Source organism: uncultured Proteiniphilum sp., from assembly GCF_937873925.1.
In the GTDB taxonomy this organism is placed as follows: domain Bacteria; phylum Bacteroidota; class Bacteroidia; order Bacteroidales; family Dysgonomonadaceae; genus Proteiniphilum.
Genome location: NZ_CALNAT010000227.1, coordinates 43,901 through 68,925, shown reverse-complemented (window position 1 = coordinate 68,925; position 25,025 = coordinate 43,901). Strand labels below are relative to the sequence as shown.

Genomic DNA, 25,025 nt, shown 5'->3' with positions numbered 1-25,025 from the left:
GGCCTATAAGAATTTAACAGCACAGCAACTGGAACAAATGTTTCCGGATTTGACGAAAAAACTAAAAGTGCTGTTTGAAAAACGAGTGGTAGAATTAGCTGAATATTATGGAGATCGTGTTCATAGCTGGGATGTGGTTAACGAAAGTGCGACAGACCATCAGAGAGGCTTGTTGGTACCGGGAAGTGCACTTGCCAAGAGTCATTATGGCATTATGCCCGGCGATTATACCTATGAAGCTTTTAAGGTGGCAACTGAAGTTTTCCCCGAGAATGTTCTTTTAAATATCAATGATTACAATCTCAGTCAGAGTTACACGGATCAAACGAAAGATTTACTGGCAAAAGGGTGTAAAGTCGACATTATGGGTTCGCAGATGCACTTGTTTAATCCGCAACAGTGCCTGGATATTGCTGCCGGGAAAGAGATTCAGACACCGGATCATATCTGGGGATGGAACGAACGGTTAAGCCAGGCGGAATTGCCAATTCACCTGAGTGAGATCACGATTACCGCTCCGGGAAATGATGAAAGAGGACGAAAAATCCAGGCAATTATCACGCAGAATCTGTACCGCTTATGGTTCAGCCTGGAACGGATGATGGGGATTACCTGGTGGAACGTGGTGGACGATTGCGGGGCACCCGGCGAACCTTCTGTCTCTGGTATTTTCACTCGCGATATGGTTGCGAAGCCCGCTTATTATGCACTTGACAACCTGATAAACAATGAATGGAAAACCAATCTGACAGCCCAATCCGACAAAAACGGACAAATCAAATTTCGCGGGTTTAAAGGGAACTACCGGATTACATGGACGGATCAACTAGGGAATGTACAAACAAAAGAGTATTATCTAAAATAGCAGGGAGATGAAGATTATTGACATGAAAGTTCGTACCGTGGCAATTCCAATGAACTGTATGCTACGGCATAATACCGGAGTTCATCCGGGGTACTTGTTGAGAACCATCTTGGAATTGGTCACGGATGAAGGTATCGTGGGACTTGGAGAAGTAGGTGGTGGAGATTCCAGGGCGGCACTTTTGAAGCTAAAACCTCGTATTCTGGGGATAAATCCGTTCGATTTAGAAAAAATTAAAATGAAAGTATTGCGAAGTATCTATTATTTGTCGAATGCCAGGTTATATGGTGCCATCGAGATTGCCTGTTTGGATATAATTGGGAAAGCATGTAATGTTCCCATGCATCAATTACTGGGTGGAAAAGTACGTGATTCAATTTCCCTGATCGCTTACCTATTTTGGAGATATAATCGACCGGGTGGAGGACATGACACGTGTGCAGAAGATATGGCAGAATTGTGTGTAGAACTGAAAGAGACCTTAGGCGTTACTGCTATGAAACTGAAAGCCGGCGTGATGGATCCCATGGAAGAAGTGCGGGTTCTTGAGCTTTGCCGGGAAAAGCTGGGTGATGATTTCGGATTGCGTATCGACCCCAATGGCGTTTGGAGTGTAGCGACAGCCGTGAGAGCCGGTCGTCGGATGGAAGACTTGGAATTACAGTATTTCGAGGACCCGGCATGGGGAATAGAAGGGATGCGGGCTGTACGCCAGCAAGTACGAATACCTTTGGCAACCAACATGTACCCCAATAAATTTGATGATCTGGGACCGTCTATCCGTCAAGATGCCATAGATATTATACTGACAGATCTGCATTACTGGGAAGGGCCTCGGGGAGTAAAGGATTTAACGGCAGTATGCCGAACATTTAATCTTGGTGTTGCCATGCATTCCGGGGCTGAATTCGGCATCGAGTTGGCGGCCATGTTGCATACGGCTTCTACTATACCTGCAATGACTATGCCCGGTGATGCCCATTATCATTATTTGGAAGATGATATTATCCAGGGGGGTAAAATGCAATATGTGAATGGAACCATTAAAGTACCGGATGGACCAGGCTTAGGTGTAGAGTTAGACGAGGAAAAAATGGACAAATATGAACGTTATTTTGAAGAAAAAGGGGATTATTACGCTAGATTTCATCAGGATCCGATGAACCCGGATTGGTATCCAAATGTCGGAGGTATCTAGCAGGAAGAGAATATAATAAAACTCCTGGGTTGAGGTGGGTGGCCCGGACCGGAAAGGATAAATAACCATTTTAGAAATTGATTATTGGATAATCCGAAAAGCATAATTTGGTATAATAGAATAGTCTATATTGATAACAATGAACAGGATAATAAAAGAATAAAAACATGAAATCGAAGTCTACACTTTTGATAATAATCTGTTTGATTTGTTCTGGTAGAGTTTTTAGTCAAAATTCTGAAAGCGTTATGAGCGATGCTTATTTTAATTTTTGGAATGAGCAGGTGCAAAATAAGATTAGCGCCGATATTGAGAAAAATCGCAAATCTGATGCTGTACTGAAATTTGAAAATCTTCCGGCAGGAACCCAGATAGAGATTAAACAAATAAGCCATGATTTCCTATTTGGAGGGAATATTTTTCTTTTCGGAGATTGTGGAAGTCCCAAGAAAAATAAAAAATATGAAGAGACTTTTGGGGATTTGTTTAATGCCGCCACGATCCCATTTTATTGGAAAACGCTGGAACCTGAACAGGGAAATCTTAGATTTGAAGCGGGGAGCTCTTATGAGTATCGCCGTCCGCCAACAGATCCTGTAGTTGATTTTTGTGAATCAAAAGGCATAAATATGAATGGACATGCTATAATTTATGGTATGCGTAGATGGGGACATCCTACATGGATGCCCGAGGATCGAGAAATTATGGAAGAGCATTTTGAGAAACATATCCGAAAGTTAGCGGAACGATATAAAGGTCGAATACAGCGTTGGGACGTGGTAAATGAACCAACAGACCAAGCGAATAGAGGGGCAATGCCTGATGATTACACGTATAAAAGTTTCAGATGGGCAATGGAATATTTTCCGGATTTAGTCAAATTCAATATAAACGATTCGGATATGCACTGGGATATGACACTATACCGTCGATATTTGGAAATAGTACGAAATTTGATAGACAGAGGTATCAGACTAGATTATGTAGGTCTTCAAATGCATATTTTTAATCCGGATGAGTCACGTAAGATTGCAGACGGTGCTGATATTTTAACTCCAGAAAAAATTTACAAAAGGTTAGATTTAATGTCTGAGGCTGGTAGGCCGCTGCATGTTAGTGAAGTTACGGTGAGTGCTCCGGATGATTCGGAAGAAGGAAAGGCTATACAAGCAGAGATCACGAAAAATTTTTATAGGCTTTGGTTTAGTCACTCCAATGTTATGGGGATTACATGGTGGAATGTGGTTGATGGAGGTGCTGCACCGGGAGAACCATCGTTTTCAGGAATATACGACAAAGAATTAAGGTTAAAACCTGTTTATCATGTTCTCGACGAGTTGATAAATAATGAATGGAGAACCCAAACAATAGTAAAAACCTCTAATGACGGAGTCGTTAAATTTCGAGGGTTTAAGGGACGTTATGTTGTTAGTTGGAAAGATAAGTCCGGAAATAGAAAACAAACAGAATTTGATCTATTGAAAAATGGAGATGGTTTTGAAGTATTTTAATATAACCTATTATCAAATAAAACTTTAACAAATGAAAAATTCAACACTTTACTTATTAATTATTTTTATGTTGTTTTCTTGTTCCCGGAAAGCATCCAATAATGAATTTGCTCCTCTTTTTCCTTTCTTAATCAGCCATAACGGGCCTGTCAATGTTACGAACATGTCTCATCTTTTAGATGCCCCTGCTGGTAAAGATAGTTTTGCGTTAAATCCTAAAGGAAAACGTAAGAAAGAGATACCGGTGATATTAATTGACGGGAAAACAGAGATCATGTTAAAACCAGAGTATAAGACGATCTGGTACGAAATAGAAATTAAATAAAAAGTTATGCAAAGTAAATACAATTTATCGGGTAAGACCGCATTGATTACCGGAGGTGGACAAGGTATCGGTAAATCTATTGTTTTGGGCCTTGCAGAAGCAGGTGCGGATGTAATTATTAATTACAGGAGCAATACCCAATTGGCGGAAGAGACCGCGGAAGAGGTAAAAAGTTTGGGTAGAGAAGTTTGGCTTTGGCCTTTTGATTTGGCACAAGAGGACGTTTTGGAGAACTATCAAAAATTTATTAGCGAAAATCACTGTCCTTCAGTAGATATTTTGGTAGCCAATGCATCCCATCAAATTCGTAATCCCTGGGAGCGGGTGACAAGCGAAGAGTTCGCTCTGCAAATGAATGTGAATGTTCGCTCGACTCTGTTTTTGATACAAGGGGTTGTTCCTCATATGAAGGTGAAAAAATGGGGACGAATTTTAAACATAGGTTCTGTACAAGAAAAGCGCCCTCATCCCGACATGTGTGTTTATGCTGCGTCTAAAGGAGCATTAAGCAATTTGGTTATAAATCTTGCTCCACAACTGGCGCCCTTGGGCATAACAGTTAATTCGCTCGCACCAGGTGCAATTGGGACGGCAAGAAATATAACCGCACTATCTAATCCTGAATATTTAAAGAAAACGGTACAAAAAATACCGTTAGGTTATATTGGAGAACCTGACGACTGCGCTCAGTTAGTGTTACTCCTATGTTCCGAAGCCGGACGTTACATTACAGGATGCAATTACTTTGTAGATGGCGGGATGAGTTTGTTATTTTAAGTTTAAACCCTAACAGTATAATAATTTTAAAATGAGTACAAGTCAGTATAAGAAGGAGATAGGCATGATGGAATTAGAAAAACTAATAGAAACCCGTGAAAAGATATCTATCGAAGGATTTCCCATTCCAGATAAAGAATTGCTTCAAAGATTTGAAAAATTATATACCGGTGCTGTTAACGATGCCATGAGAGAGGCTTGTTTACTGGAACAAGCCCTACCCGGTAGGATAAAGCCATTACGGGAGTACAAGACAATAGCAGGTTTTGCTTTTACTGTGAAAAGTGCCCCAAATGTAAAAATAACCGGAGAGATGGAGTATAGAACACAGATGCTTGATGAGATGGCGGATGATCACTTTGTCATATGGGATACAAGTCGTGATGATAAAGCAACATTGTGGGGGGGGGTAATGACTGCCACCGCAAAAAGAAAGAAAGTTAAAGCTGCTTGCATCGATGGGGGTATACGTGATACTCATCAAATATTAAAAGCAGAATTTCCGGTTTTTTATGAGTATAGAATTTCAAATGGAAGTTTGGGGAGATGCTTGATTACTCATTATCAGATTCCTATAAAAATAGGTGATGTTGATATAAAACCCGGGGATGTAATTATTGGAGATATTGATGGCGTAGTCGTTGTACCAAGAGATATTGCATACGATATATTGATCAGGGCTGAACAATTTTTGAAAAATGAAAATGAAATTTTTAATTGGGTTCATCAGGGGGATAGTGTTCACGATATTACTCAAAAAGGAGGATATTTTTAGCGAGCGACACTAAAATTTCAATTTTCCATACTGCTTCCGTATGTGTTTTTTTTCATAAAGTTATCTATAGTACTATAATGCCAAAAAAATCAGATCACTTGTTAAGCTAAAAAAACATTCCATATGTGTCTTATGAAAGGGAAAAGAAATATATTCTTTACATAAAGAATCTCTCATTTTCTTTTCAATTTAACTATTCTACAAGGAAGTATGGTGTTTGGTATCTGTAAGCCGACGGTTTTTCTTATAATACTTGCACCATTGACTGAGCCCGCATATTTCGCATTTGGGCCTTCGTGCCACGCAGATATACCGTCCATGCAGGATAAGCCAGTGATGCGCTTTTGAGAGCAGCGCTGCCGGGATATATTTCACCAGTTCCCGTTCCGTTTCACGCGGCGTTTTGGAATTGTCGGTCAATCCAATGCGGTTGGCTACACGGAAAACGTGTGTGTCTACGGGCATGGCGGGCTTATCGAATGCTACTGCCAGCATCACGTTAGCCGTTTTACGTCCTACTCCCGGGATGGTGAGCAACGAGTCGATATCGGTAGGAACTTCACCCCCGAAATCGGAGATCAGTTTTTTCGCCATCCCGACCAGATTTTTCGCCTTGTTATTGGGGTAAGAACAGGATTTGATATATTCGAAAACCGCTTCGGGAGTCGAAACCGCCATCACTTCCGGGGTGGGAAAAGCTTCGAACAAGGCAGGCGTGACCATATTCACCCGCTTGTCGGTACACTGCGCTGAGAGGATCACTGCTGTCAGCAATTGATAATTGTTCTGATAATGCAACTCCGTCTCAGCCGACTCCGCGTTTGCCGCGAACCAGTCGAGCACTTTTTTATAACGCTCCTTTTTGGTCATTTTTGCTAAATTATCCTGCAATATCGCTTTTCCAAACAGCTTCTTCAGGATGTTGTACTACATCTATTATCCAGTCGGTTTTAAATTTCGTTCTTTCATTCTTAAAATTAAATGATTTGAGGAACGTAGATCATCAACCTTCATAAAAATACAAGTTTAGTACAATTTCTTTAATAATTGTAGGGTTTTATCTTTTTATTTCGTCCGATAACGGAATAAACCGTGCACTCAGATCAGGATCATCCATGTCGGGATCGAGCGGATAGATGGGGCGTTGGACCCGTTTATAGGGAAGTCGTACCAGATCCTGATCCACACCTCCGGGTGTGAGCGCCATCACCCAGTCACCACGCATGTCGTATAATTCGGGTACAAGGTATCCTATCTTCACCACCATGATATCGGCTTCTCTAGGATTCAATCCCAGGTCGGTAAAATTCTTCTCATAGTGATAGGCATTTCTCTTTTCCGTCACGATAGTGTAGATATTGCCGCTTTTCACCACTACTTCGCTGTTGGCATCATCCTCTTTGATAGCCGTAACCTCTCCCTGTATACGTATAGGCGGTGCAAAACGGTTGTCCACTTCAGCGCCGGCCATAGCATCGAGCTTTCCGCCCACACCCGCTTCTATAGCCTTTTTAACCAATTCCGGACCGGGAATGGAAGCGTAAATTAACGTCTTGCTTCCGGATGACCGGAACTCGGGGCGTTTGAAAAGCTCATGCAGGGTCCAGGTGACATCTCCGGCGCCGCCGGCAGTAGGATTATCACCCATATCGCTGATGATAAACGGTTTTTTATCGCTTGCCAACGCTTGTTTCAATGCCTCATCCAGATAAGTGGTAGGAGCCACGAATTCAAACTCTTTCCTTACATCCCAGAAACGGCGCGCCAGTGTTTCGGCCGCCCGGGTTACGGCTTCCTTATCGTCCCCGTATGCCATCACTACTGCATGATTGCGCGGCTCGTCGGCCCAGGGATAGGATAACCAGACGGAGGCATCGATCACCTTGTCGCCCTCCAATAAGCCCGGGATCTGTCCGGTAAGGCTTTTCCCCGGCTCAACGCGGGTACTCGTCTGTTCACCGGGCAGCAGGATAGGCACAGGGATCCACACTTTGTAAGCCGGTTTCCCCTTTCCGTTGTCTAATCTGTTAAGCAGGTTGGTGACCGCTCTTTTTTTTGTTTCGATGGCATCCTCGTGGGGAGAAAGCCGGTAGCTGGTAATCAGGTCGGTGTTCTGTGCCAGACGGGGTGACACACTGCCGTGCGGATCCATCGAGGTGGAGATCAGCACGTCGGTACCCACCACTTCACGGATGCGCACCAAAAAATCCCCTTCGGGATCATCCAGCCCCTGCACGCTCATCGCTCCGTGGATATCGAAGAAAAGCCCGTCCAAAGGCAATGTCTCTTTCAGCAGTTCCAGCGTCTTGGTCACCAACGACTCATAAGCCTCGCGCGTGACAATACCTCCCGGCATGGCATGTCCGCGGAGAGTCGGGAGCCATTGGGCACGGTCGATTATTCCCGAGTCGGGAGCAAAGAAAGGATAATAGGTAAAGACATCTTCCCCCTGGCGCGCCCTGAAAGCCTCTTCATGGGTTACTGCCGGTGAAAATGTGCTCGATTCAATGGCAATGCCCGCGATGGCAATTCTCGGTAATTCTTTTTTTGTATTGCCGACATTACAACCCATAGCAAAAAGCAACAGGATGAGAGAGAGGACAAAAAGGTTCTTTTTCATTTCAATAATACTTAAATTTTTGTAAATTAAGGTTGTTTCTCTATCTAAAATACTTATTTTTAGAATATTGAAGTATAAATACGTTTATCCGTTCCTACAATATAAGACAAAAATAATAAAAAATATTATTTTCTTCCCGTGTTCGGCAAAGAAAGAGGTTTAATAAGGTAAGGACATCCGGACTCTTTTCTCTGTTGTAAAATTGATAAAAAACCTTTATTCTTTTCGGAAAATACTCTATATTTGCCATGTAGTTTGGGATGAAGAAATTATTATCTTTCAGGTTGATCATTCAGGCTTCACTTACAATCTGCGTTAATCGGGGATTCAAACAAAACGTTTGCACAATCGTTCGCAGGGAGTTGGTAAAGCAAAAATAAAATTCTTGTATCATGCAAAAGTTAATGTCCATTATTTTCCTTCTGATTATTACCGGGATCATTTTTGCTCAGAAGCCCGATGAGGTAATCAGCCGATTCGCCGAACAACTGACAAGCTTTCCCCATGAAAAAATATACGTCCAAACGGATAAATCCGCTTATTTATCCGGTGAACGTGTTTGGCTCAGAAGCCATCTGATTGAGGCAACCACCAATATGCCCGTTTATATAAGCAGATATGTGTATATTGAACTTTTCGATCCTTTTGATCAATTACTAAAGCGAATTAAAATAAGGCCCGACAGCATAGGTGTCTATTCCGGTTATCTCGATCTGGATGAGGAACTCCCTGAAGGTGACTACACTATAAGAGCGTACACCCGGTATATGAGAAATCGAGGAAATGAAGCTTTTTTTAAAAAAACAATTCATGTGTTGGATCCTTATTCCCTGCAAATTGAGCCTATCCCCGGTTTTGCCGTAAACGGAAACAAGGTCAATGTAAATTTCAGATTTGCGGATCCCGCAAGTGGAGATACCATCGCCCCCGAAGTCGTTACTTTTAAACTTTTAGATGAAACGGCAAGAAGCATCTCGCCGGATAAGAGTAACAATTTTAAATGGGATTTCACCTTACCAAAAAAAAGGAACACCAGAAATTTACTGTTAGGGATTGTGCATAACGGGAGAAAATACAACAGATATTATCCGGTTCCATATGAGGCAAATGATTTTGATATAACCTTCCATCCCGAGGGAGGCTATCTCGTTCCCGGTAAGGCATGCCAGGTGGGTTTTAAAGCCATTAATCCTTCGGGACTAGGCGAAGAAGTTACCGGTATTCTGTTTAATTCGAAAGATGAAGAGATCGTAAAATTCAATTCTCTAAAATCCGGAATGGGGTTTTTTAATTTTATGCCCGAAGCACATGAAAAATATTATGCTGTTTGCAAGACAAAAAACAGCGATACGAAACGACTGGATCTGCCTATTCCCGACCTTCGCTCAAGAACAGTTTCAGCCAGGATTACCGGTGGAAATCGGATCATGGTCTCCATGCTGAGAGGAAATGCGGCGCCGGAGGATTCCGTATCTATCTTGATTCATCATAAAGGGTTGGTTTTTTTTCATCAGTTTTGGGAAAATCAATCGACCCCCTATTCCTTTGCGGTCCATAATTTTCCGACCGGAATCATAAGCATTCTCCTGCTGAGCAATAAGAAGGAAATTCTCAGCGAACGGTTGTTGTTTAATCTCAACCCGAATGATTTTGCATCTCTGGATACCGGATTATCAGCCCCGGCATATAAACGGAGGCAGCTCGTCAGCCTCAGGCTTAAGCTGACAGATTCCGATACAATTGCTGTTTCGGACAATATTGCTGTTTCTGTGACCGATAAAAATGTTGTTCGCCAGGATACGGCAAACAGTTTACTCTCTACTCTTTTACTTTCTTCGGAATTAAAAGGTTTTATCGAATCTCCTGCCACCTATTTTAAAGGTTATGACATCGTGGATAAATATGGCCTCGATGCATTAATGATGACCCAGGGGTGGAGGAGGTATGATATTCCTAATCTTCTGCAGGGGAATATAAGTGTTCCTGACCAGTTTCCTCCCGAAGAATTTCAGGAAATAAGCGGAAAATCGGAAGTTATATTCGGCAGTTTAAAAGAAGGTAATATTAGCCTGTATGCCACATTGGATTCGCTGTTCAGCGGAGAAACGACAACTGCAGATGAGAAAGGGCGCTTTATGTTTAAAGTGGAATATCCTGAAGGTACTGAAATCACGGTGCAGTCTTTAAGTAAGAAGGGTGGCAGAAATAACCTGATCAACATAGACCCTGCAACTTTTCCGGATTACACATTCTCTACTATCCCGGTACGCCCCCCAACAACCGGTCAACCGGATAACGATTTAGACGCTTATCTGCAAAAAGCCAATGAAGAGTATTCCCAGAAATACGGCATCCGCACAATAATGCTGGATGAGGTAACAGTAACGGCACAAAGTTTGGAAAAATACAAGGAATCAAAATTCTATTCTCCTATTTATGCTACTGGATTGGTCACTGCAGAGGATATTGAAAAACGCAAGGTCAGCAGCTTACGCTCGTTGCTGATTTCCACACCCGGCTTGATTGTAAAATCCGATATAATTACTACTACCCGTTCAGAGAGCCCTGTGTTATTTGTTATTGATGATATGACATACGAAAACTTCTTTGATCAACTTGATATGATCGATGTCAGTTCTATCGATAACTTATTTGTCATAAAAGATAATACGGGGATGTTGGGCTTTTATCCCCACACCAACGGTGCTATTGTAATTACTACAAAAGGCGGATTTGTACAGAAGAACGTCAAATCGATGAATATCGACAGGATAAAGCCTCTCGGCTATCAACTTCCGGCAGAATTTTATACTCCTGCCTACGAGACACAAGAGCAGAAAGAATCATCACCGCCCGATCACCGTACTACCATTTACTGGAAACCGAATGTACAGTTTTCCAAGGAGGGGGAGGCATTGGTGGAGTTTTATTCTGCTGACACGCCAACCACCTATCAGGTCATCGGTGAAGGTGTTACGAGTTCAGGGAAAATGATTCGACTGGAAAAAGAGATCGCGATAGAAAGCACAAAATAATCCATTGTGTGAAATCGGATTCTCTGGTGATATACTACTGTAAACGATTTATCACGTGTATAGTATGGATAGCTGCCAGGCAGGCGGTTTCCGTCCGGAGCCGCGACTCACCCAGCGTGACAGGTTCGAAACCGGAGGCAATTGCTTTTTCCACCTCCTCAGGGCTGAAATCTCCTTCGGGCCCGATGAGGATAAGCACATCTTCTTCTTTTTGATAGAGTTGTGCCAGCGGCTCTTTGGGAAGATCATAGCAGTGGGCTATATATTTTTTTCCGCTGACCGGTCGGGAAATAAACTCTTCAAATCCGGTCAACTCTTCAATCTCCGGTAGATAAGCCTGCTGCGATTGTTTCATTGCCGAAACAGCAATCTTTTCCAGCCGCTCTTTTTTGATCTCTTTTCGTTCGGAGTAATTGCAGAGGATAGGGGTAAAGCGGTCGATTCCGATCTCTACGGCTTTCTCTACGAACCATTCGTTCCTCTCCATCTGTTTAGTGGGGGCAAAAGCTATCCGGAGCCCGTAATTCCACCCTTTGGGTTTATCAACGCTGTTTTGGATACTTACCAGGCAATGTTTCGGATGGGCCTGGATGAGTATACATTCATAAAAAGAACCTTCCCCGTCGGTGACGGTCAGCCTGTCACCTTCCCGCATACGGAGCACTTTTACACAGTGTTGCGATTCCTTTTCGGGAAGCAGGGAATTTTGCCGGATACCGGGAGAATAGAAGAGTGTATCAGCCATATGCCCGGATTCAGGATTTATTTTCCCTTCGGTTTATTTCATCACGCAGGCGGGTAGCCAACTCGTAATTCTCTTCTCTCACAGCATCATCAAGACGATTTTTGAGGGCGTCCAGGCGAAGATCCGACAGTTCCTCGTCTTCCTGAACGGGCTCATTACCCTTCAACTCCGGTGAGCTTTCGGGTGTCTGTTCATCGAATACGATCGCCATTTTCTGCATGATCTCCTCCGTAGTGAAGATGGGAGAGTGGGTGCGGATAGCGAGCGCTACCGCGTCGGAGGTGCGGGAGTCGATACGGTACTCTTTGCCGTTTTGTAACAGCAGCAGTTCTGAAAAAAAGGCCCCGTCTTCAAACTTATGGATCAAAACCTCCAGCAATTCAATCCCCAGTTCTTTCCAGATAGAGCATATCAGGTCGTGCGAGAGAGGCCTGGGAGGGGTAATCCCCTCCATTACGATGGCAATGGATTGCGCTTCGGGTGTTCCTATGACAATCGGCAGCCGGCGGATACCGTTCTCTTCTGCGAAGATAAGCGCATAGGCTCCGGCTTGCACCTGGCTGAAAGATATTCCCAATACGGACAGTTTGACTTTTTTTGACACAGTCGATTCGTTTTTTGAATTGAAACAACTTCAATATAATGAAAGCCGAGAGACAAGCCCAACTTGTTTAAGCTTGTCCGAGGCGCATCCTAATATTCTGTAAATATACTATTTTTTTCAGGCAAGAAGAGTATATCACATGAAAATTTTACCGGATTGGCGCATAAAAGACCTCAGGTCAACCGAATGAGGTTTGCATAGGTTGTCTTCGCAATCACAGGATTTCGGATCTTGTGAATGAGGAAGTTATCCATATGTTTCTGTATATTGTTTAAAAATGTATAAAAATTTGTTTTTTGTCGTTTTTTCCTCTATATTTCCCAATTATATCGGGTTGATTTTTAATAAAAAAATGAGTATATCAATAATCTTGCCAGATTGTAAAAGACATTCATCAACTTTATTAAAAGAAATATTATGAAATGTTCCATTATTCTATTTTTGTTAATTGGTTTTGGAGCGCTGACACTCCCCGCTCAAACGAGAAATTACGATCAGGAATTGGCCGATCTGTTATACGGATTGCGATTCGAAGAGGCCATCGATTTTTACGGCCAACACAAGGACAGTATTTTTCATCCTTTTACTACGGATTCCTATAAACTTTTAACCAACATACACCTGAATAAACCGGATAGCTTTTTCCTGCAATTGCCCTCGTTCATGGAAAAATATTATGGAAGTGTGTTTAAAGATGAGATGATACCTTTCTTGCGATCTCTATATTTCAATAAAGGAGATAATGAAAATGGTTTGAAAACGGTCGAAATTTTGGATCCGTTTCTCTTGAAACAAAAAGAAAGAAAGAGGCAGAGGCTGGAAGAATATGCCGGCACAATAAATGAATTTAAAGGTGACATTTATGAACTTGCAGAGTTGAAGAATATTACTCTTCCTTCGTTACCCTGGCATCTGATGCAGGTTAAATGGTCCTATGCCGACAGTATTATTGATTTCCAGCGTATAGATATGGATATAATGATTAATCAGGAGGTGTCAACAGATTATTGTCTGTATATATCCCCCTTTAACGGAACTTTTAATGGTGAACAATTTTATGCCGGAATCCAGACAAATATAGGCGGATCTCCTACAAAAGAGAATTTGACCGAGACAAGAGAGGAAGGAAAAGGGGGTATCTTTTCCCGCTGGAGCTATGATCAGGTAACGCCCATAGGAGTAGAATATGTGGAGATGTATGAGAATGGGTTGTGCGCCAGTGCAGGCAATGAAGGTGAATTTTGCAGTGTAAGGCGTCCTTACGAATGGACAAAAGGGACATATACATTGTCTTTAATAAAAGAGGAAACGATAGAGTTTAAAGGTGAGCCTCATACTTGGGTTTGTATGACAATAACGGACAGGAAGGATGGGACGATTACGCGGATTGGACGATTGTTATTTTCCGGTAGAAAGCTTTTATGGCGCAATGATAATAAGGCTTTCGTGGAGATATATTGTTTTAAGGATAACAAGCGGTATATACCTGAAGCTGAAATAACATTCAAGCGCCCAATGATCGGCGATATACCAATACCCTTGTCAGGGCTTGTGGCTCATCAACCTGTTTCCGCTACTACCGAGCCAAATGGAAATACGCCAAACTGTGCGTATGTTACTTCTGAAAATACAGATGTGACAGTACATATAACATCAGAGGTGAGGCAGCAGTCCAAGAATGAAATCTATCATGTGATTATGCCTGACGGAATTGTTGCAGGTTTTTAAAGATTTACGAACTAAACGCATTTAGCGGACAGGTTGGCATGATGTTATACGAGGATATACACGCGTGATATCCTTTTCTGCTATCATTACGAATTTAGATATTTTGAACAAAGAAATTTTTGCTGATTTGGGTGTGAATTTAGAAAAAAGATGTACCTTTGCACTCGATTTAAGAACATGGTGGATGTAGCTCAGCTGGTTAGAGCGTCGGATTGTGGTTCCGAAGGTCGCGGGTTCGAGCCCCGTTCTCCACCCACTCTCACGGAAGTGAGTTTTTATCCTTTTTAGATTTGTTTTAGGTGATCACGTATTTTACATACGTGATTTTTTTGTCTTATCCTGTACATACCGGGGGACGGATTTCTTAAAATTCCTCTATAGCCGGTTATCCGGAAAAATTACAGATACTATCTTTCCCTACGCCGAAACTCCGCACAGGTGATAGCGGTGGCTGCTGCCACGTTCAATGATTCGGAAGTAGCTCTTCCTTCCGGAAAATTCGGGATAAAAAGTTTTTTATTGATCAACTTTTCCGTTTCACTGCCAATACCCCTGCCTTCACTTCCCATAACAATGAAACCATTATCTGAAAGCGGGGCAGAATAAATATTATCCCCTTCGAGGAAAGTCCCGTAGATGGGGAAATGCGATTGTTGTTGCAGGAACTCCACAAGATCGGTATAAAATACAGTTACCCGGGCAATGGCTCCCATAGTGGCTTGTACGGTTTTAGGGTTAAAGATATCCACTGTGTCGTAGGAGCAAATGATATGTTCGATACCGAACCAGTCTGCAATACGGACAATGGCGCCCATATTCCCGGGATCCTGGATACCGTCGAGCACGAGGCATAACCGGTTGTTCAGATCAATTTTTTCAATCTCCTGCGATGGACGATAAAAAACAGCCATGATTTGCGGTGCTGTTTTCAGGAAAGTAGCCTTTTTTAATTCGTTTTCATTCGCCGTGATAATCTCTTCTGCCTTTAATTCGGGATGAGACGATAAGAGGTAGGGTAGTGCGGTGATCAGTTGACAGCGGCAGGTTCCCAGCAGGTCGAAAACCAACTTTGTTCCTTCAGCTACGAAAGTATTGTGTTCGTTGCGGAATTTTTTCTCGTTCAACGACCGGATATATTTTATTTTGTTTTTACTTAAACTCATTATCTGTTGGGCTACGCCGTTATTCGTGCTTCGCTCGTTATTTGCTCATTGCGTTCGTGTTATTCACAACGTGTTATTCTTTCACTGCATTCACGTTATTCAACTCCGTTGTTATTCGGTTCCGCGCTACTGTTGGCTAACCACCGGACAACTACGCTATGAAAGGTGTAAAAGTAACAAAATTATGGTTATTCCTATTACAGGATCGGCAATCTATCGTAAAAATCCGCAAAAGCATGCCAAAAAAACTCTCAATCATGTCAATTATTTCAGTCCGCTAATTAAAAAAAGAATTACCTTTGCGAATAATTAACCCTGTCAGCGTTAAATTACGAATGAATTGCAAATTATAACTTTTTCATACACTATATTTACCTATACTTTATGAACGATAATGCATTAATGAACAAAGCGGCCGACAACATTCGAATTCTCTCGGCATCAATGGTAGAGCGGGCAAAATCAGGTCATCCCGGCGGAGCAATGGGCGGCGCCGATTTTATCAATGTCCTCTTTTCTGAATTTTTAGAGTATGATCCCGAAGATCCGACATGGGAATCAAGAGACCGGTTTTTTCTCGACCCGGGGCACATGTCGCCGATGCTGTATTCTGTGCTTTGTCTCAGCGGCAAATTTTCGTTAGATGAATTAAAGGAGTTTCGCCAGTGGGCTAGTCCCACGCCAGGGCACCCCGAAATCGATGTGATGCGGGGTGTGGAGAATACATCCGGCCCGTTGGGGCAAGGCCATGCTTATGCCGCCGGTGCTGCTATTGCAGCTAAATTCTTGGAGGCAAGGTTGGGAGATACCATGGATCATACTATTTATAGTTTTATCTCCGACGGTGGTATCCAGGAAGAGATCTCCCAGGGAGTAGGACGGATTGCCGGCCATTTGGGGTTGAGCAACCTGATCATGTTTTATGATTCCAACAATATACAACTTTCTACTACCACCGAGGTGGTTACCAGTGAAGATGTAGCGAAAAAATATGAAGCTTGGAAGTGGAAAGTGATTACCATCGATGGTAATGATGTGGACGAGATCCGCAGTGCATTGACTGAGGCGAAAGCTGAAAAAGAAAGACCGACGCTGATCATAGGGGATACCGTGATGGGACGTGGTGCACTGGCGGCAGATTGCACTTCATTCGAATGCCAGGTATCCACACACGGGCAACCGTTAAGTGCTGCGGGGGCTGATTTCGGACAGACGGTCAAGAATCTGGGTGGAGATCCGGAAGATCCTTTCGTGATTTTCCCCGAGGCGGAAAGCCTTTATGCCGGACGCAGGAAGGAACTAAAAGAAATAGTATCTGCAAAAAGAGCGAGACAGGAGGAATGGGCTAAGGCCAATCCCGTACTGGCGGAGAAAAAGCGTAAGTGGTTCGGGCGCGAACTGCCGCAAATCGATTGGTCGGCCATTCAGCAGAAGCCGAATGACGCGACTCGTTCAGCTTCGGCCGCTGTGCTGGGCGAATTGGCAAAACAGGTGGAGAATATGGTTGTGGCATCTGCCGACCTCTCCAATTCAGATAAGACAGACGGCTTTTTGAAATATACCAAAGCCTTTGCAAAAGATGATTTCTCGGGTGCTTTTTTACAGGTGGGGGTTTCCGAATTTACCATGGCTTGCCTCAGTATCGGATTGAGCCTTCATGGAGGGGTTATTCCCGCCTGCGGAACGTTCTTTGTCTTCTCCGACTACATGAAGCCCGCCATCCGGGTGGCGGCATTGATGCAAACGCCGGTTATTTTTATCTGGACACACGATGCATTCCGTGTGGGAGAAGACGGCCCGACCCATCAACCGGTAGAGCACGAGGCACAAATACGTCTGTTGGAGAAACTCCAGAATCATCACGGTAAGAATTCCATGCTCGTACTTCGTCCTGCCGATGCCAACGAGACGACCGTAGCCTGGAAAATGGCAATGGAAAATAGTGAAACGCCGACAGGACTGATCCTTTCCCGCCAGAATATCAAAGACCTTCCGGCTGGTGAAGCGCGTTTCAGTGAAGCGCTGAACGCAGAAAAGGGAGCCTACATTGTGCAGGATGATGCGGATTATGATGTGATATTGCTCGCGTCAGGATCGGAAGTGGCTACTTTGGTGGAAGGCGCCGATCTGCTGCGCGCAGATGGAGTGAAGGTACGTATTGTTTCCGTTCCGTCGGAAGGGCTGTTCAGAGCTCAACCTGCCGGATACCAGGATGCGGTATTACCCAAAGGAAAAAAGAAATTCGGCCTCACTGCGGGACTTCCCGTAACTCTGGAAGGACTGGTTGGTTCCGACGGAGCTGTGTGGGGAATGACCTCTTTTGGTTTTTCTGCTCCTTATAAGATACTTGACGAGAAACTGGGATACACCGGTGAGAACGTCTATGAACAGGTTAAGAAGTTGTTATAATAAAAAAACGGGTGGTTATCGGTGATTGCCGATGGCCGTCCCTCTTTAAACTCATCCCCATGTCTTTATTCGATAATTCAGAAAAACCCATAGGCCTGGCATCCGATCATGCGGGTTATAAGGCAAAGCAATTCATTATCAAAGTGCTCGAAGAAAAAGGAATCCCGTACAGGGATTTCGGGGCTTACTCAGAAGAAAGAAGTGATTATCCGGATTTCGCTCATCCCCTCGCTCAGGCTATAGAGGACGGCGAATGCTATCCGGGGGTGGCTATCTGCGGAACAGGAATAGGGATCAGCATCGCACTCAATAAGCACCGGGGCGTCCGTGCCGCTTTGTGCTGGAATCCGGAAGTGGCTTCCCTTGCGCGGGCTCATAATGATGCAAACGTACTCGCGCTGCCGGGGAGGTTTCTGAGTGAAGAGGAAATCTATGAGATCCTGGTGATGTTCCTGAATACCCCTTTTGAAGGAGGAAGGCACTCTATAAGGGTCAGCAAGATTCCCTGCGGATAATTTAATTTCCCGTTCCGGCAAATTGTCCGGCTGTGGAACTCTTCGAGAGATGGAACTGTTTTACCGTTCAATATACAGATGAAGAAGAGAAAATATACCGTACTTCTATTATTGCAATTTATCCTTTGGTTGAGTTGCAATGATATGGGTATGCAGTTCGATGACCATCCGAGGGGTAATTTCGATGCTTTGTGGACTATTCTGGACAGGAATTACTGTTTTTTTGAGTATAAAAATATCGATTGGGATGCGGTATACGGGGAATACAGTGCACGCATTACTTCCGATATGGATAATGATGCCCTGTTCAAACTCATGGGGCAAATGCTCGCGGAATTGAAGGACGGGCATGTGAATTTATCCGCTGCGCACGATGTAACCCGTTACTGGGAATGGCAGGAGGATTATCCTGCTAATTTTGATTCCTCTGTTCAGGAGTATTATCTCGGAAAAGATTATAGTATTGCCTCCGGAATGAAGTATAAGATACTGGAAGACAATATCGGTTATATCTATTACGGAAGTTTTTCCAATGATGTGGGGGAGGGAAATCTCGATCAGATATTAAACAGGATGGCTATCTGCAAAGGACTCATCATTGACGTGAGAAGCAATGGAGGCGGTAGTCTCACCAATGTGGAGAGGATGGTAAGCCGTTTTTTTAACGAACGTCGCCTCATCGGTTATATCTCTCATAAAGTCGGTCCCGGACATAATGATTTCTCGTCGTTGTATCCTAAATATGTAGAGAGTTCCGACAGGGTGCGTTATCAGAAATCGGTAATTGTCCTCACGAACAGAGGGTGTTACAGCGCTACCAACGAGTTTGTCAGTATTATGAAATACGCCCCCAATGTAACCGTTATAGGCGACAAGACAGGAGGAGGCAGCGGATTGCCGTTCACTTCCGAACTACCCAACGGTTGGTCGGTCCGTTTTTCAGCATCTCCTATGTTCAATGCAGAGAAAGAGCATATTGAGTTCGGCGTGGAGCCCGATATATATGTAAATATGCTGGAAGGCGACAAAGAAATGAACCGGGATACTATTATCGAAAAAGCCCGGGGAATGCTGAAGGATCAGTGAATTTCCCCATATATAATCTTACATCTATGCGCCTCTTTGTTTGTATTTCCCATGTTATATATATACGTTTCGAAACCTTGTTGAGGCATTTTTCAAAACCATGTTCCCCCGAAATGAGGTAAAACGGTGAATATTTTGTACTTTTGTACAAAAGTCAGGTTAAAGGCATTTATGGTTAAAGCAATATTTTTTGATATTGACGGTACATTAGTCAGTTTCAAAACACATCGGATACCCGATTCCGCCCGGAAATCGATCGAGATGATCAGGAAAAAAGGGATTAAAGTATTTATCGCTACCGGCAGGCACTTTTCAGTGATCAATAATCTGGACAATATGGAATTTGACGGATATATTACGATGAATGGCTGTTACTGTCTGCAGGGCACTGATACCGTGATATTCAAAAAGAGTATTGACCGGTCGGATGTCAATCGTTTCATCGATTATTTACAACAGGAAAGGGAGTTTCCCTGTCTTTTTGTGGAAGAACATAAGCTTTCTTTAAATTATATCGATGAAGAGATGAAATTCCTGATGAACTTGTTGAAACAGGATATGGCTCCGATGAATAACCTTGATTATTATAGGGACAAGGAATTATTTCAGTTGACGGCTTTTTTCAAAGATTCACAGGAAGAGGAAGTGATGAGCCTGTTACCGAACTGTTCGGCTATGCGGTGGTATCCGACTTTTGCCGATGTCATAGTCAAGGGGGTGGACAAAGGCGTGGGGATAGATCAATTCTGTGACTATTACGGATTCTCGTTGGAAGAGACAATGGCTTTCGGCGATGGCGGAAATGATATTGAAATGCTTCGTCATGCCGGTACAGGCATCGCAATGGGAAATGCAAATGACGATGTCAAACGGGCTGCAGATTATGTCACCGATTCGGTGGATAATGACGGTATCTTAAAGGCACTGCAACATTTCGAACTTATTTAGTATTGACGATAGTATCTGCCCGCCGAGGCGGGCAGATTTTTTAATTCTCTAATAAACTGATAGTATAACTGTACCGGTACTCTTTATCTGAGAACCTATATTCATTCAGCGGTTTGGCTCCCCAGGAGTTTAACCCGCCTACACCCCGCTGGAACAGGTCCACACAGAGTACGGTCTCTTTACGGGGAAGTACATCCGACCAATGCTGCTGTTTCTTAGTCATTCCCGGGTCAAGGTCTTCCGGCCGGTGGTTGGTCGCACTTACCGAGAGCGGTTGTGCCCCCTCCACCCGTATACCTTTACCTGCTTCGTTTTGGAGTGTTAGCCAGCGGACATCCGTTTTATTCCCGGTTTCCTGCGGACGATAATAAGTATAGGCTTGATCTTTTACAAGACTTTCCCAGATACCCATAAATGTATCGGTATTCCGGTCTACATAATTCTCCCACGGTCCGCGTCCGTACCAACGGAATTGATTGTATTCTTCCGGTAAGACCATCAGCACACCGAAACGCATCATTTCCGGCAGTTCGTCGCTCTGTGCCTGGTAATGGAGGTCGATGGTAAGGCTTCCGTTGTTATTGACGGTGTAAGTGACATCCACAAAAGCTTCGATTCCCCTGAGTTTGGCCCGATACATAAATGATGTGCCGTTATTATTTTCTTCCATATTGCGGTACCGGTAAATCACATTATGCCCTGCTGCATCCCAGAGGCGAAGATTATACTGTTCCCAGGAACCGAAGTCATTGTCGACGGGAGCCCTCCAGAAATTCAAACGGGGCAACTCTCTGAAAATATTCCGTCCGTTTGCTTTTACACTGATCAGCGACCTGCCGTCTTTTTTCGAAAAGATATATTCTATGTTGCCGGATGTCACGGTTACGGTTTCGTCCTGGCGGGATGTTTCGAGTCTACCTGCATGTTCTGTAGAAACGAAATAGTTATTGGCTTCAAAAGCGAACTCCTCTTTTGCTACTTCAAAACCGGGTTCGATGAATTCATTTCCTTTCTTGTCGTAGGCAAACAGGTGGAGGAAATATTCCGTACCGTTTTCGGGTTGTAGCGTAGGGAGCTTCAGTTGGACATCTTTGCTGGAATTTGCCGGGACTTCCACATTGAAATCCCCTTCGGTAACCGTTTTTCCGTTTTTCAGCAGTACCCATTTATAACCGAACCCTTCATTGGTCAGATCCGTAAATTTAAAATCGTTGATAACGGTGATAAGTCCTCTGCTCAGGTCTTTCGCTTCAAAGAGAATGTTCTGATAGACCTTTTTCACGATATGGGTATGGGGCATATAATTCTGGTCGGGAGTGATAAGGCCGTCCATACAGAAATTGCCATCGTTCATCTTGTTGTATCCCTTCAGATCGCCCCCGTATGCCCAGTAGAAACGTCCCTGCTCGTCGTGGGTAGGATATCCGTGGTTATACCATTCCCAGATGAAGCCGCCCTGCATATTTTTGCTGCTGCGCATCAGTTCCCAGTATTCCGGAAAGTTACCCATACTGTTACCCATTGCATGGGCATATTCGCACATGATGAAGGGGCGTCCCAGGTCTTCGGCGGCGTCGCGCTTCATGCTTTCCCAGGAAGGATACATGGGACAGATAATGTCGGTATTTCTGTTGCGTCCGGCCTGTTCGTACTGCACCGGACGGCTCGGATCGCGCTGCTTGGCCCAGTCATACATATCAAAGAAAGCTTTTCCGTTACTGGCTTCGTTGCCCAGTGACCAGATAATCACCGAAGGATGGTTCTTATCCCTTTCCACCAGACGGGTGATGCGATCCATATGTTGTCCGTGCCACTCCGGGAAGTTGGAAACATTCCTGGGGCCGTAACCCAGTCCGTGCGACTCCAGATTGGTTTCGTCCACCAGATAGATACCGTATTCGTCGCAGAGTTTATACCATAAAGGAGCCTGCGGATAATGCGAGGTGCGGACAGCATTTATATTCAGTTCTTTCATCAATTGCAGATTACGCATCATGATCTCTTTGTCCACTATCTGCCCTTTATTTGTATTGAATTCATGCAGGTTGACACCTTTCAGGAATACTTTTTGTCCGTTCACCAGTAACTGTCCGTCTTTGATCTCCACTCTGCGGAACCCGATTTTGGTGGATGTCGCTTCAATCAGGTTACCTCCTTCATCTTTAAGGGTCAGCAGAAGCGTGTAGAGGTTCGGAATTTCTGCCGTCCATTTGGCCGGGTTGGATATCCTTCCGGAGAGGCTGATCTCTTGAGAAAGAGAAGCGCTTATCGTTGCATTCTTTGTCTGGCGGAAGACACTTTTTCCATTGTTGTCCAGGATAGAGACCTCCAGTTTGCGGTTCTGCACCTGACTGGTGTAGTTTTTTAACTGCACTTCGATACTGAATTGCCCGTGCCGGTATGTGTCGTCCAGACCGGGGTGGGCGAAGAAGTCCTGTATTCGGGTGTCATCCGTACTGTACAGGTAAACGCTGCGGTTGATCCCTCCCAGGCGCCACATATCCTGGTCTTCGAGGTAGGAACCGTCACTGAATTTATGTACCTGACACGCCAATAGATTTTCTCCCGGACGGATGTAGGGGGTAATGTCGAATTCCGCCGGACTTTTGGCATTTTTATTGATCCCGACTTGCTGCCCGTTTACAAAGACAACCATGAAATTGGTACCCCCTTCAAAGTGAAGCAATACCCTTCTGCCGTTCCATGTTTCAGGAATGGTGAACGTCTGCCGGTAGGTGCCTACCGGCGAGTCGTTCCGATCGATATGGGGAGGGTTGCTCGGAAATCCAAAACCGATATTCACGTACATGGGAATACCGTAACCGTTGAATTCCCAGTTGCCGGGAACAGGCATTTTTCCCCAGGCACTGTCGTCATAGTTTTCAGTGAAAAAACTGGCCGGTACTTCATCTACCTTCGGTACCCAGTGAAACTTCCACGTTCCGTTCAGAGATTGATAATAAGGTGAGCCTTCATACTCATCGGCGATGGCGGTCCGTTCATCGGCATAGGGAATAGCCGTCGCCCTTGTCTTTTCGGTATTTACCGCAAAAATTTCCGGGTTTTCCCAATCCGGAGCTTTATCCTGCGCTTGGATACGAATAAATATTGTGCACATCAACATTGTTAAAAAAATAACATAAGAAAATGACTTCATGTGTATATACTTTAGTGAATAATTTACTATGTTTTTTAGATTTTGCTTTCCAGTACAAATATAACATCAATTAAGAATTTTATCTTATCTGTTTTGGACAAATTTTCACTGTTTTCCGGATTTATCCGTTAGAACATGATTTTCTTTTGAAAATCACCACAAACGGAATGTAGAGTAACCGTTTAATGCAGTTATTATGTGAAAATAAATTGGTAGCTTTGTCTTGCCTATGAGCGAGACATAATAACCGAAGATGAGAATTTCAAAATATAATTATTGATTACTTATAAACGATCAACTTATTTTTCACATTGCTAATCTTGATTAAAATGAAACAGGAATTGAAAACAAACTGCCTTGTATGCCTGTGCCTCTTCCTTCTTTTACCGTCACTTGCAATAGGGGATATTGCACCCAATCGGGTATCGGCACCTAATTTGAGCCCACTTTCCTCGACCTCGGTACGAATGGTTTCGGAGGTAGTTACGGTGGATTTGTATAAAGATAGTTCTACAGTGGAGGTTCTTTTCGAAATGAAAAATCTCGGGGAAACGGAAATAGTGGAAGTTGGTTTTCCTATTATGGATTTTTATTTCGGATGGAAAACGTCGTTGTTTGTCGGGCAAAATTCGGAAGGCGACCGGTTTAAGGTTTGGGTTGACGACCAACCGGTGGAAGATATAAAAATATACGGTTTTGATTTTCAGGAAGTATCGTCACAGGAAAAATCCATCGCTCATAAAAAACAGGATATCCTGAAAGAAGACAGTCTCTTATCAGTTAAAATGCGGGAGGCTAACAGACAGTCCCGACAGCTCGGTGTCATCGTCGTCGCTTCGAAGGACGGAAGTCCGAATGTAAGGCCCTGGTATATTTGGAACACGACATTCCCAAAAGGAGAAACCCGGTGGATAAAGGTCCGTTACTCATTACCGAAAGGAACTAACAAACGGAATGATTTTTTCAATTATGTGTTGCATACCGGTGCCAATTGGAGTGAAACTATCGGGAAGGCAACGATAAAAGTAAATATCCATGATATCCCCGATCAGGATATTTGGCGTATTACTCCCGCAGGATATACAAAAGAAGAAAATACGATTTCCTGGACTTTAACGGATTTTGAACCGACCGTGAAAGATGACATCTTTGTCTATTACAGAAAAGAGTATGTAGAACCTTGGCGGGAGAGTTCCGATGTATATCTGGATAATAAAAAAACAGATATCAATCTTATAATCCCGGAAGATATTGCTTATTTTAGGGTTGAGAAGGCGGATACGCTGAACTTCCCGGACGGTGCAATTTTCATCTGTACCAAAGAATTCGATTTTGCTCTTCTGAAAGAACTTGTGAGGAAAGTTTCTCCCGGAAATTTTAAGGAATTGGCGGCCTTGGAAGTGGACGAGTTTTATAGCAACTACGAAGTTAAAATAGCAGGCGGGGAAACGAAAAGAGGTGAATCATTTCATGATTTATCGGTGGATGATGTTGCAAGCATCACCATTGAACATACAGACGACCGGAACCGGGTAGTTATCACAAAACAATAAAAGACTCCTTT

The 25,025-nt window shown here is 43.6% G+C and carries 19 protein-coding genes and 1 tRNA gene; 14 read left to right on the top strand and 6 right to left on the bottom strand.

Annotated elements, in window-relative coordinates; all coding sequences use genetic code 11:
- The 6 genes from Q0502_RS15735 to Q0502_RS15710 all read left to right on the top strand — a co-directional run.
- On the top strand, positions 1–865 hold an 865-nt coding region (locus Q0502_RS15735), incomplete at its 5' end, for an endo-1,4-beta-xylanase (protein WP_298652775.1).
- A 7-nt stretch (positions 866–872) separates the two neighbouring features.
- Positions 873–2,063 (top strand): enolase C-terminal domain-like protein, encoded by a 1,191-nt coding sequence (locus tag Q0502_RS15730; RefSeq protein WP_298652773.1) that lies wholly within the window; start codon positions 873–875, stop codon positions 2,061–2,063.
- A gap of 167 nt (positions 2,064–2,230) precedes the next feature.
- Entirely contained in the window at positions 2,231–3,574 is a 1,344-nt protein-coding gene (locus Q0502_RS15725; protein ID WP_298652770.1) for an endo-1,4-beta-xylanase, read from the top strand.
- Between the two features lie 31 nt (positions 3,575–3,605).
- Positions 3,606–3,899 (top strand): hypothetical protein, encoded by a 294-nt coding sequence (locus Q0502_RS15720; RefSeq protein ID WP_298652767.1) that lies wholly within the window; start codon positions 3,606–3,608, stop codon positions 3,897–3,899.
- Between the two features lie 6 nt (positions 3,900–3,905).
- Entirely contained in the window at positions 3,906–4,676 is a 771-nt protein-coding gene (locus Q0502_RS15715; RefSeq protein ID WP_298652765.1) for an SDR family oxidoreductase, read from the top strand.
- A 31-nt stretch (positions 4,677–4,707) separates the two neighbouring features.
- Positions 4,708–5,451 (top strand): RraA family protein, encoded by a 744-nt coding sequence (locus Q0502_RS15710; protein WP_298652762.1) that lies wholly within the window; start codon positions 4,708–4,710, stop codon positions 5,449–5,451.
- Between the two features lie 198 nt (positions 5,452–5,649).
- Here the strand turns inward: Q0502_RS15710 and nth are convergent, their stop codons facing one another.
- Together nth and Q0502_RS15700 are read right to left on the bottom strand one after the other, a co-directional pair.
- Positions 5,650–6,321: an endonuclease III gene (gene nth, locus Q0502_RS15705; protein ID WP_298652759.1), complete on the bottom strand. Its 672-nt coding sequence runs from the start codon at positions 6,319–6,321 to the stop codon at positions 5,650–5,652.
- A 187-nt stretch (positions 6,322–6,508) separates the two neighbouring features.
- On the bottom strand, positions 6,509–8,071 hold the full coding sequence (locus Q0502_RS15700; RefSeq protein WP_298652756.1) for a M81 family metallopeptidase: 1,563 nt from the start codon (positions 8,069–8,071) through the stop codon (positions 6,509–6,511).
- 392 nt (positions 8,072–8,463) lie between these two features.
- Here Q0502_RS15700 and Q0502_RS15695 point away from each other — a divergent pair, with 392 nt between their 5' ends.
- The gene (locus Q0502_RS15695) at positions 8,464–11,106 is read left to right on the top strand and encodes a hypothetical protein (protein ID WP_298652754.1); all 2,643 of its coding nucleotides are present in this window, start codon (positions 8,464–8,466) and stop codon (positions 11,104–11,106) included.
- 34 nt (positions 11,107–11,140) lie between these two features.
- Here Q0502_RS15695 and Q0502_RS15690 read toward each other — a convergent pair whose 3' ends face one another.
- Positions 11,141–11,851: a 16S rRNA (uracil(1498)-N(3))-methyltransferase gene (locus Q0502_RS15690; RefSeq protein ID WP_298652751.1), complete on the bottom strand. Its 711-nt coding sequence runs from the start codon at positions 11,849–11,851 to the stop codon at positions 11,141–11,143.
- Positions 11,852–11,861: 10 nt separating this feature from the next.
- Positions 11,862–12,455, bottom strand: a complete 594-nt coding sequence (locus Q0502_RS15685; RefSeq protein WP_298652748.1) for a bifunctional nuclease family protein — start codon at positions 12,453–12,455, stop codon at positions 11,862–11,864.
- A 417-nt stretch (positions 12,456–12,872) separates the two neighbouring features.
- Between Q0502_RS15685 and Q0502_RS15680 the strand changes: the two genes are divergently transcribed.
- Positions 12,873–14,183, top strand: coding sequence for a hypothetical protein (locus tag Q0502_RS15680; RefSeq protein ID WP_298652747.1), 1,311 nt, complete (start codon positions 12,873–12,875; stop codon positions 14,181–14,183).
- Positions 14,184–14,362: 179 nt separating this feature from the next.
- Positions 14,363–14,438 (top strand) — tRNA-His (locus Q0502_RS15675).
- Between the two features lie 152 nt (positions 14,439–14,590).
- Here Q0502_RS15675 and Q0502_RS15670 read toward each other — a convergent pair.
- Positions 14,591–15,346 carry an RNA methyltransferase gene (locus Q0502_RS15670; protein WP_298652744.1) on the bottom strand — a complete coding sequence of 252 codons (756 nt, stop codon included), beginning with the start codon at positions 15,344–15,346 and terminating at the stop codon, positions 14,591–14,593.
- A 384-nt stretch (positions 15,347–15,730) separates the two neighbouring features.
- Between Q0502_RS15670 and Q0502_RS15665 the strand changes: the two genes are divergently transcribed.
- The 4 genes from Q0502_RS15665 (at position 15,731) to Q0502_RS15650 (ending at position 20,304) form a co-directional block, all read left to right on the top strand.
- Positions 15,731–17,755, top strand: a complete 2,025-nt coding sequence (locus Q0502_RS15665) for a transketolase (protein WP_298652741.1) — start codon at positions 15,731–15,733, stop codon at positions 17,753–17,755.
- A gap of 59 nt (positions 17,756–17,814) precedes the next feature.
- A complete protein-coding gene (gene rpiB / locus Q0502_RS15660) occupies positions 17,815–18,270 on the top strand; it encodes a ribose 5-phosphate isomerase B (RefSeq protein ID WP_298652739.1) in 456 nt (151 codons plus the stop codon).
- Between the two features lie 78 nt (positions 18,271–18,348).
- The gene (locus Q0502_RS15655) at positions 18,349–19,356 is read left to right on the top strand and encodes a S41 family peptidase (protein ID WP_298652736.1); all 1,008 of its coding nucleotides are present in this window, start codon (positions 18,349–18,351) and stop codon (positions 19,354–19,356) included.
- A gap of 171 nt (positions 19,357–19,527) precedes the next feature.
- Entirely contained in the window at positions 19,528–20,304 is a 777-nt protein-coding gene (locus tag Q0502_RS15650; RefSeq protein ID WP_298652733.1) for a Cof-type HAD-IIB family hydrolase, read from the top strand.
- Between the two features lie 40 nt (positions 20,305–20,344).
- Here the strand turns inward: Q0502_RS15650 and Q0502_RS15645 are convergent, their stop codons facing one another.
- Entirely contained in the window at positions 20,345–23,422 is a 3,078-nt protein-coding gene (locus tag Q0502_RS15645) for a glycoside hydrolase family 2 TIM barrel-domain containing protein (protein WP_298652730.1), read from the bottom strand.
- 380 nt (positions 23,423–23,802) lie between these two features.
- On the opposite strand from Q0502_RS15645, the gene Q0502_RS15640 reads away from it, so the two are divergent.
- Positions 23,803–25,014, top strand: coding sequence for a hypothetical protein (locus Q0502_RS15640; protein ID WP_298652728.1), 1,212 nt, complete (start codon positions 23,803–23,805; stop codon positions 25,012–25,014).
- Positions 25,015–25,025: the final 11 nt, after the last annotated feature.

Excerpts from the sequence above, each read along its gene's own strand:
- Q0502_RS15730 (WP_298652773.1), top strand. The coding sequence starts at position 873 with ATGAAGATTATTGACATGAAAGTTCGTACCGTGGCAATTCCAATGAAC.
- Q0502_RS15725 (WP_298652770.1), top strand. The coding sequence starts at position 2,231 with ATGAAATCGAAGTCTACACTTTTGATAATAATCTGTTTGATTTGTTCT.
- Q0502_RS15720 (WP_298652767.1), top strand. The coding sequence starts at position 3,606 with ATGAAAAATTCAACACTTTACTTATTAATTATTTTTATGTTGTTTTCT.
- Q0502_RS15715 (WP_298652765.1), top strand. The coding sequence starts at position 3,906 with ATGCAAAGTAAATACAATTTATCGGGTAAGACCGCATTGATTACCGGA.
- Q0502_RS15710 (WP_298652762.1), top strand. The coding sequence starts at position 4,708 with ATGAGTACAAGTCAGTATAAGAAGGAGATAGGCATGATGGAATTAGAA.
- nth (WP_298652759.1), bottom strand. The coding sequence starts at position 6,321 with ATGACCAAAAAGGAGCGTTATAAAAAAGTGCTCGACTGGTTCGCGGCA.
- Q0502_RS15700 (WP_298652756.1), bottom strand. The coding sequence starts at position 8,071 with ATGAAAAAGAACCTTTTTGTCCTCTCTCTCATCCTGTTGCTTTTTGCT.
- Q0502_RS15695 (WP_298652754.1), top strand. The coding sequence starts at position 8,464 with ATGCAAAAGTTAATGTCCATTATTTTCCTTCTGATTATTACCGGGATC.
- Q0502_RS15690 (WP_298652751.1), bottom strand. The coding sequence starts at position 11,851 with ATGGCTGATACACTCTTCTATTCTCCCGGTATCCGGCAAAATTCCCTG.
- Q0502_RS15680 (WP_298652747.1), top strand. The coding sequence starts at position 12,873 with ATGAAATGTTCCATTATTCTATTTTTGTTAATTGGTTTTGGAGCGCTG.
- Q0502_RS15670 (WP_298652744.1), bottom strand. The coding sequence starts at position 15,346 with ATGAGTTTAAGTAAAAACAAAATAAAATATATCCGGTCGTTGAACGAG.
- Q0502_RS15665 (WP_298652741.1), top strand. The coding sequence starts at position 15,731 with ATGAACGATAATGCATTAATGAACAAAGCGGCCGACAACATTCGAATT.
- rpiB (WP_298652739.1), top strand. The coding sequence starts at position 17,815 with ATGTCTTTATTCGATAATTCAGAAAAACCCATAGGCCTGGCATCCGAT.
- Q0502_RS15655 (WP_298652736.1), top strand. The coding sequence starts at position 18,349 with ATGAAGAAGAGAAAATATACCGTACTTCTATTATTGCAATTTATCCTT.
- Q0502_RS15650 (WP_298652733.1), top strand. The coding sequence starts at position 19,528 with ATGGTTAAAGCAATATTTTTTGATATTGACGGTACATTAGTCAGTTTC.
- Q0502_RS15645 (WP_298652730.1), bottom strand. The coding sequence starts at position 23,422 with ATGTGCACAATATTTATTCGTATCCAAGCGCAGGATAAAGCTCCGGAT.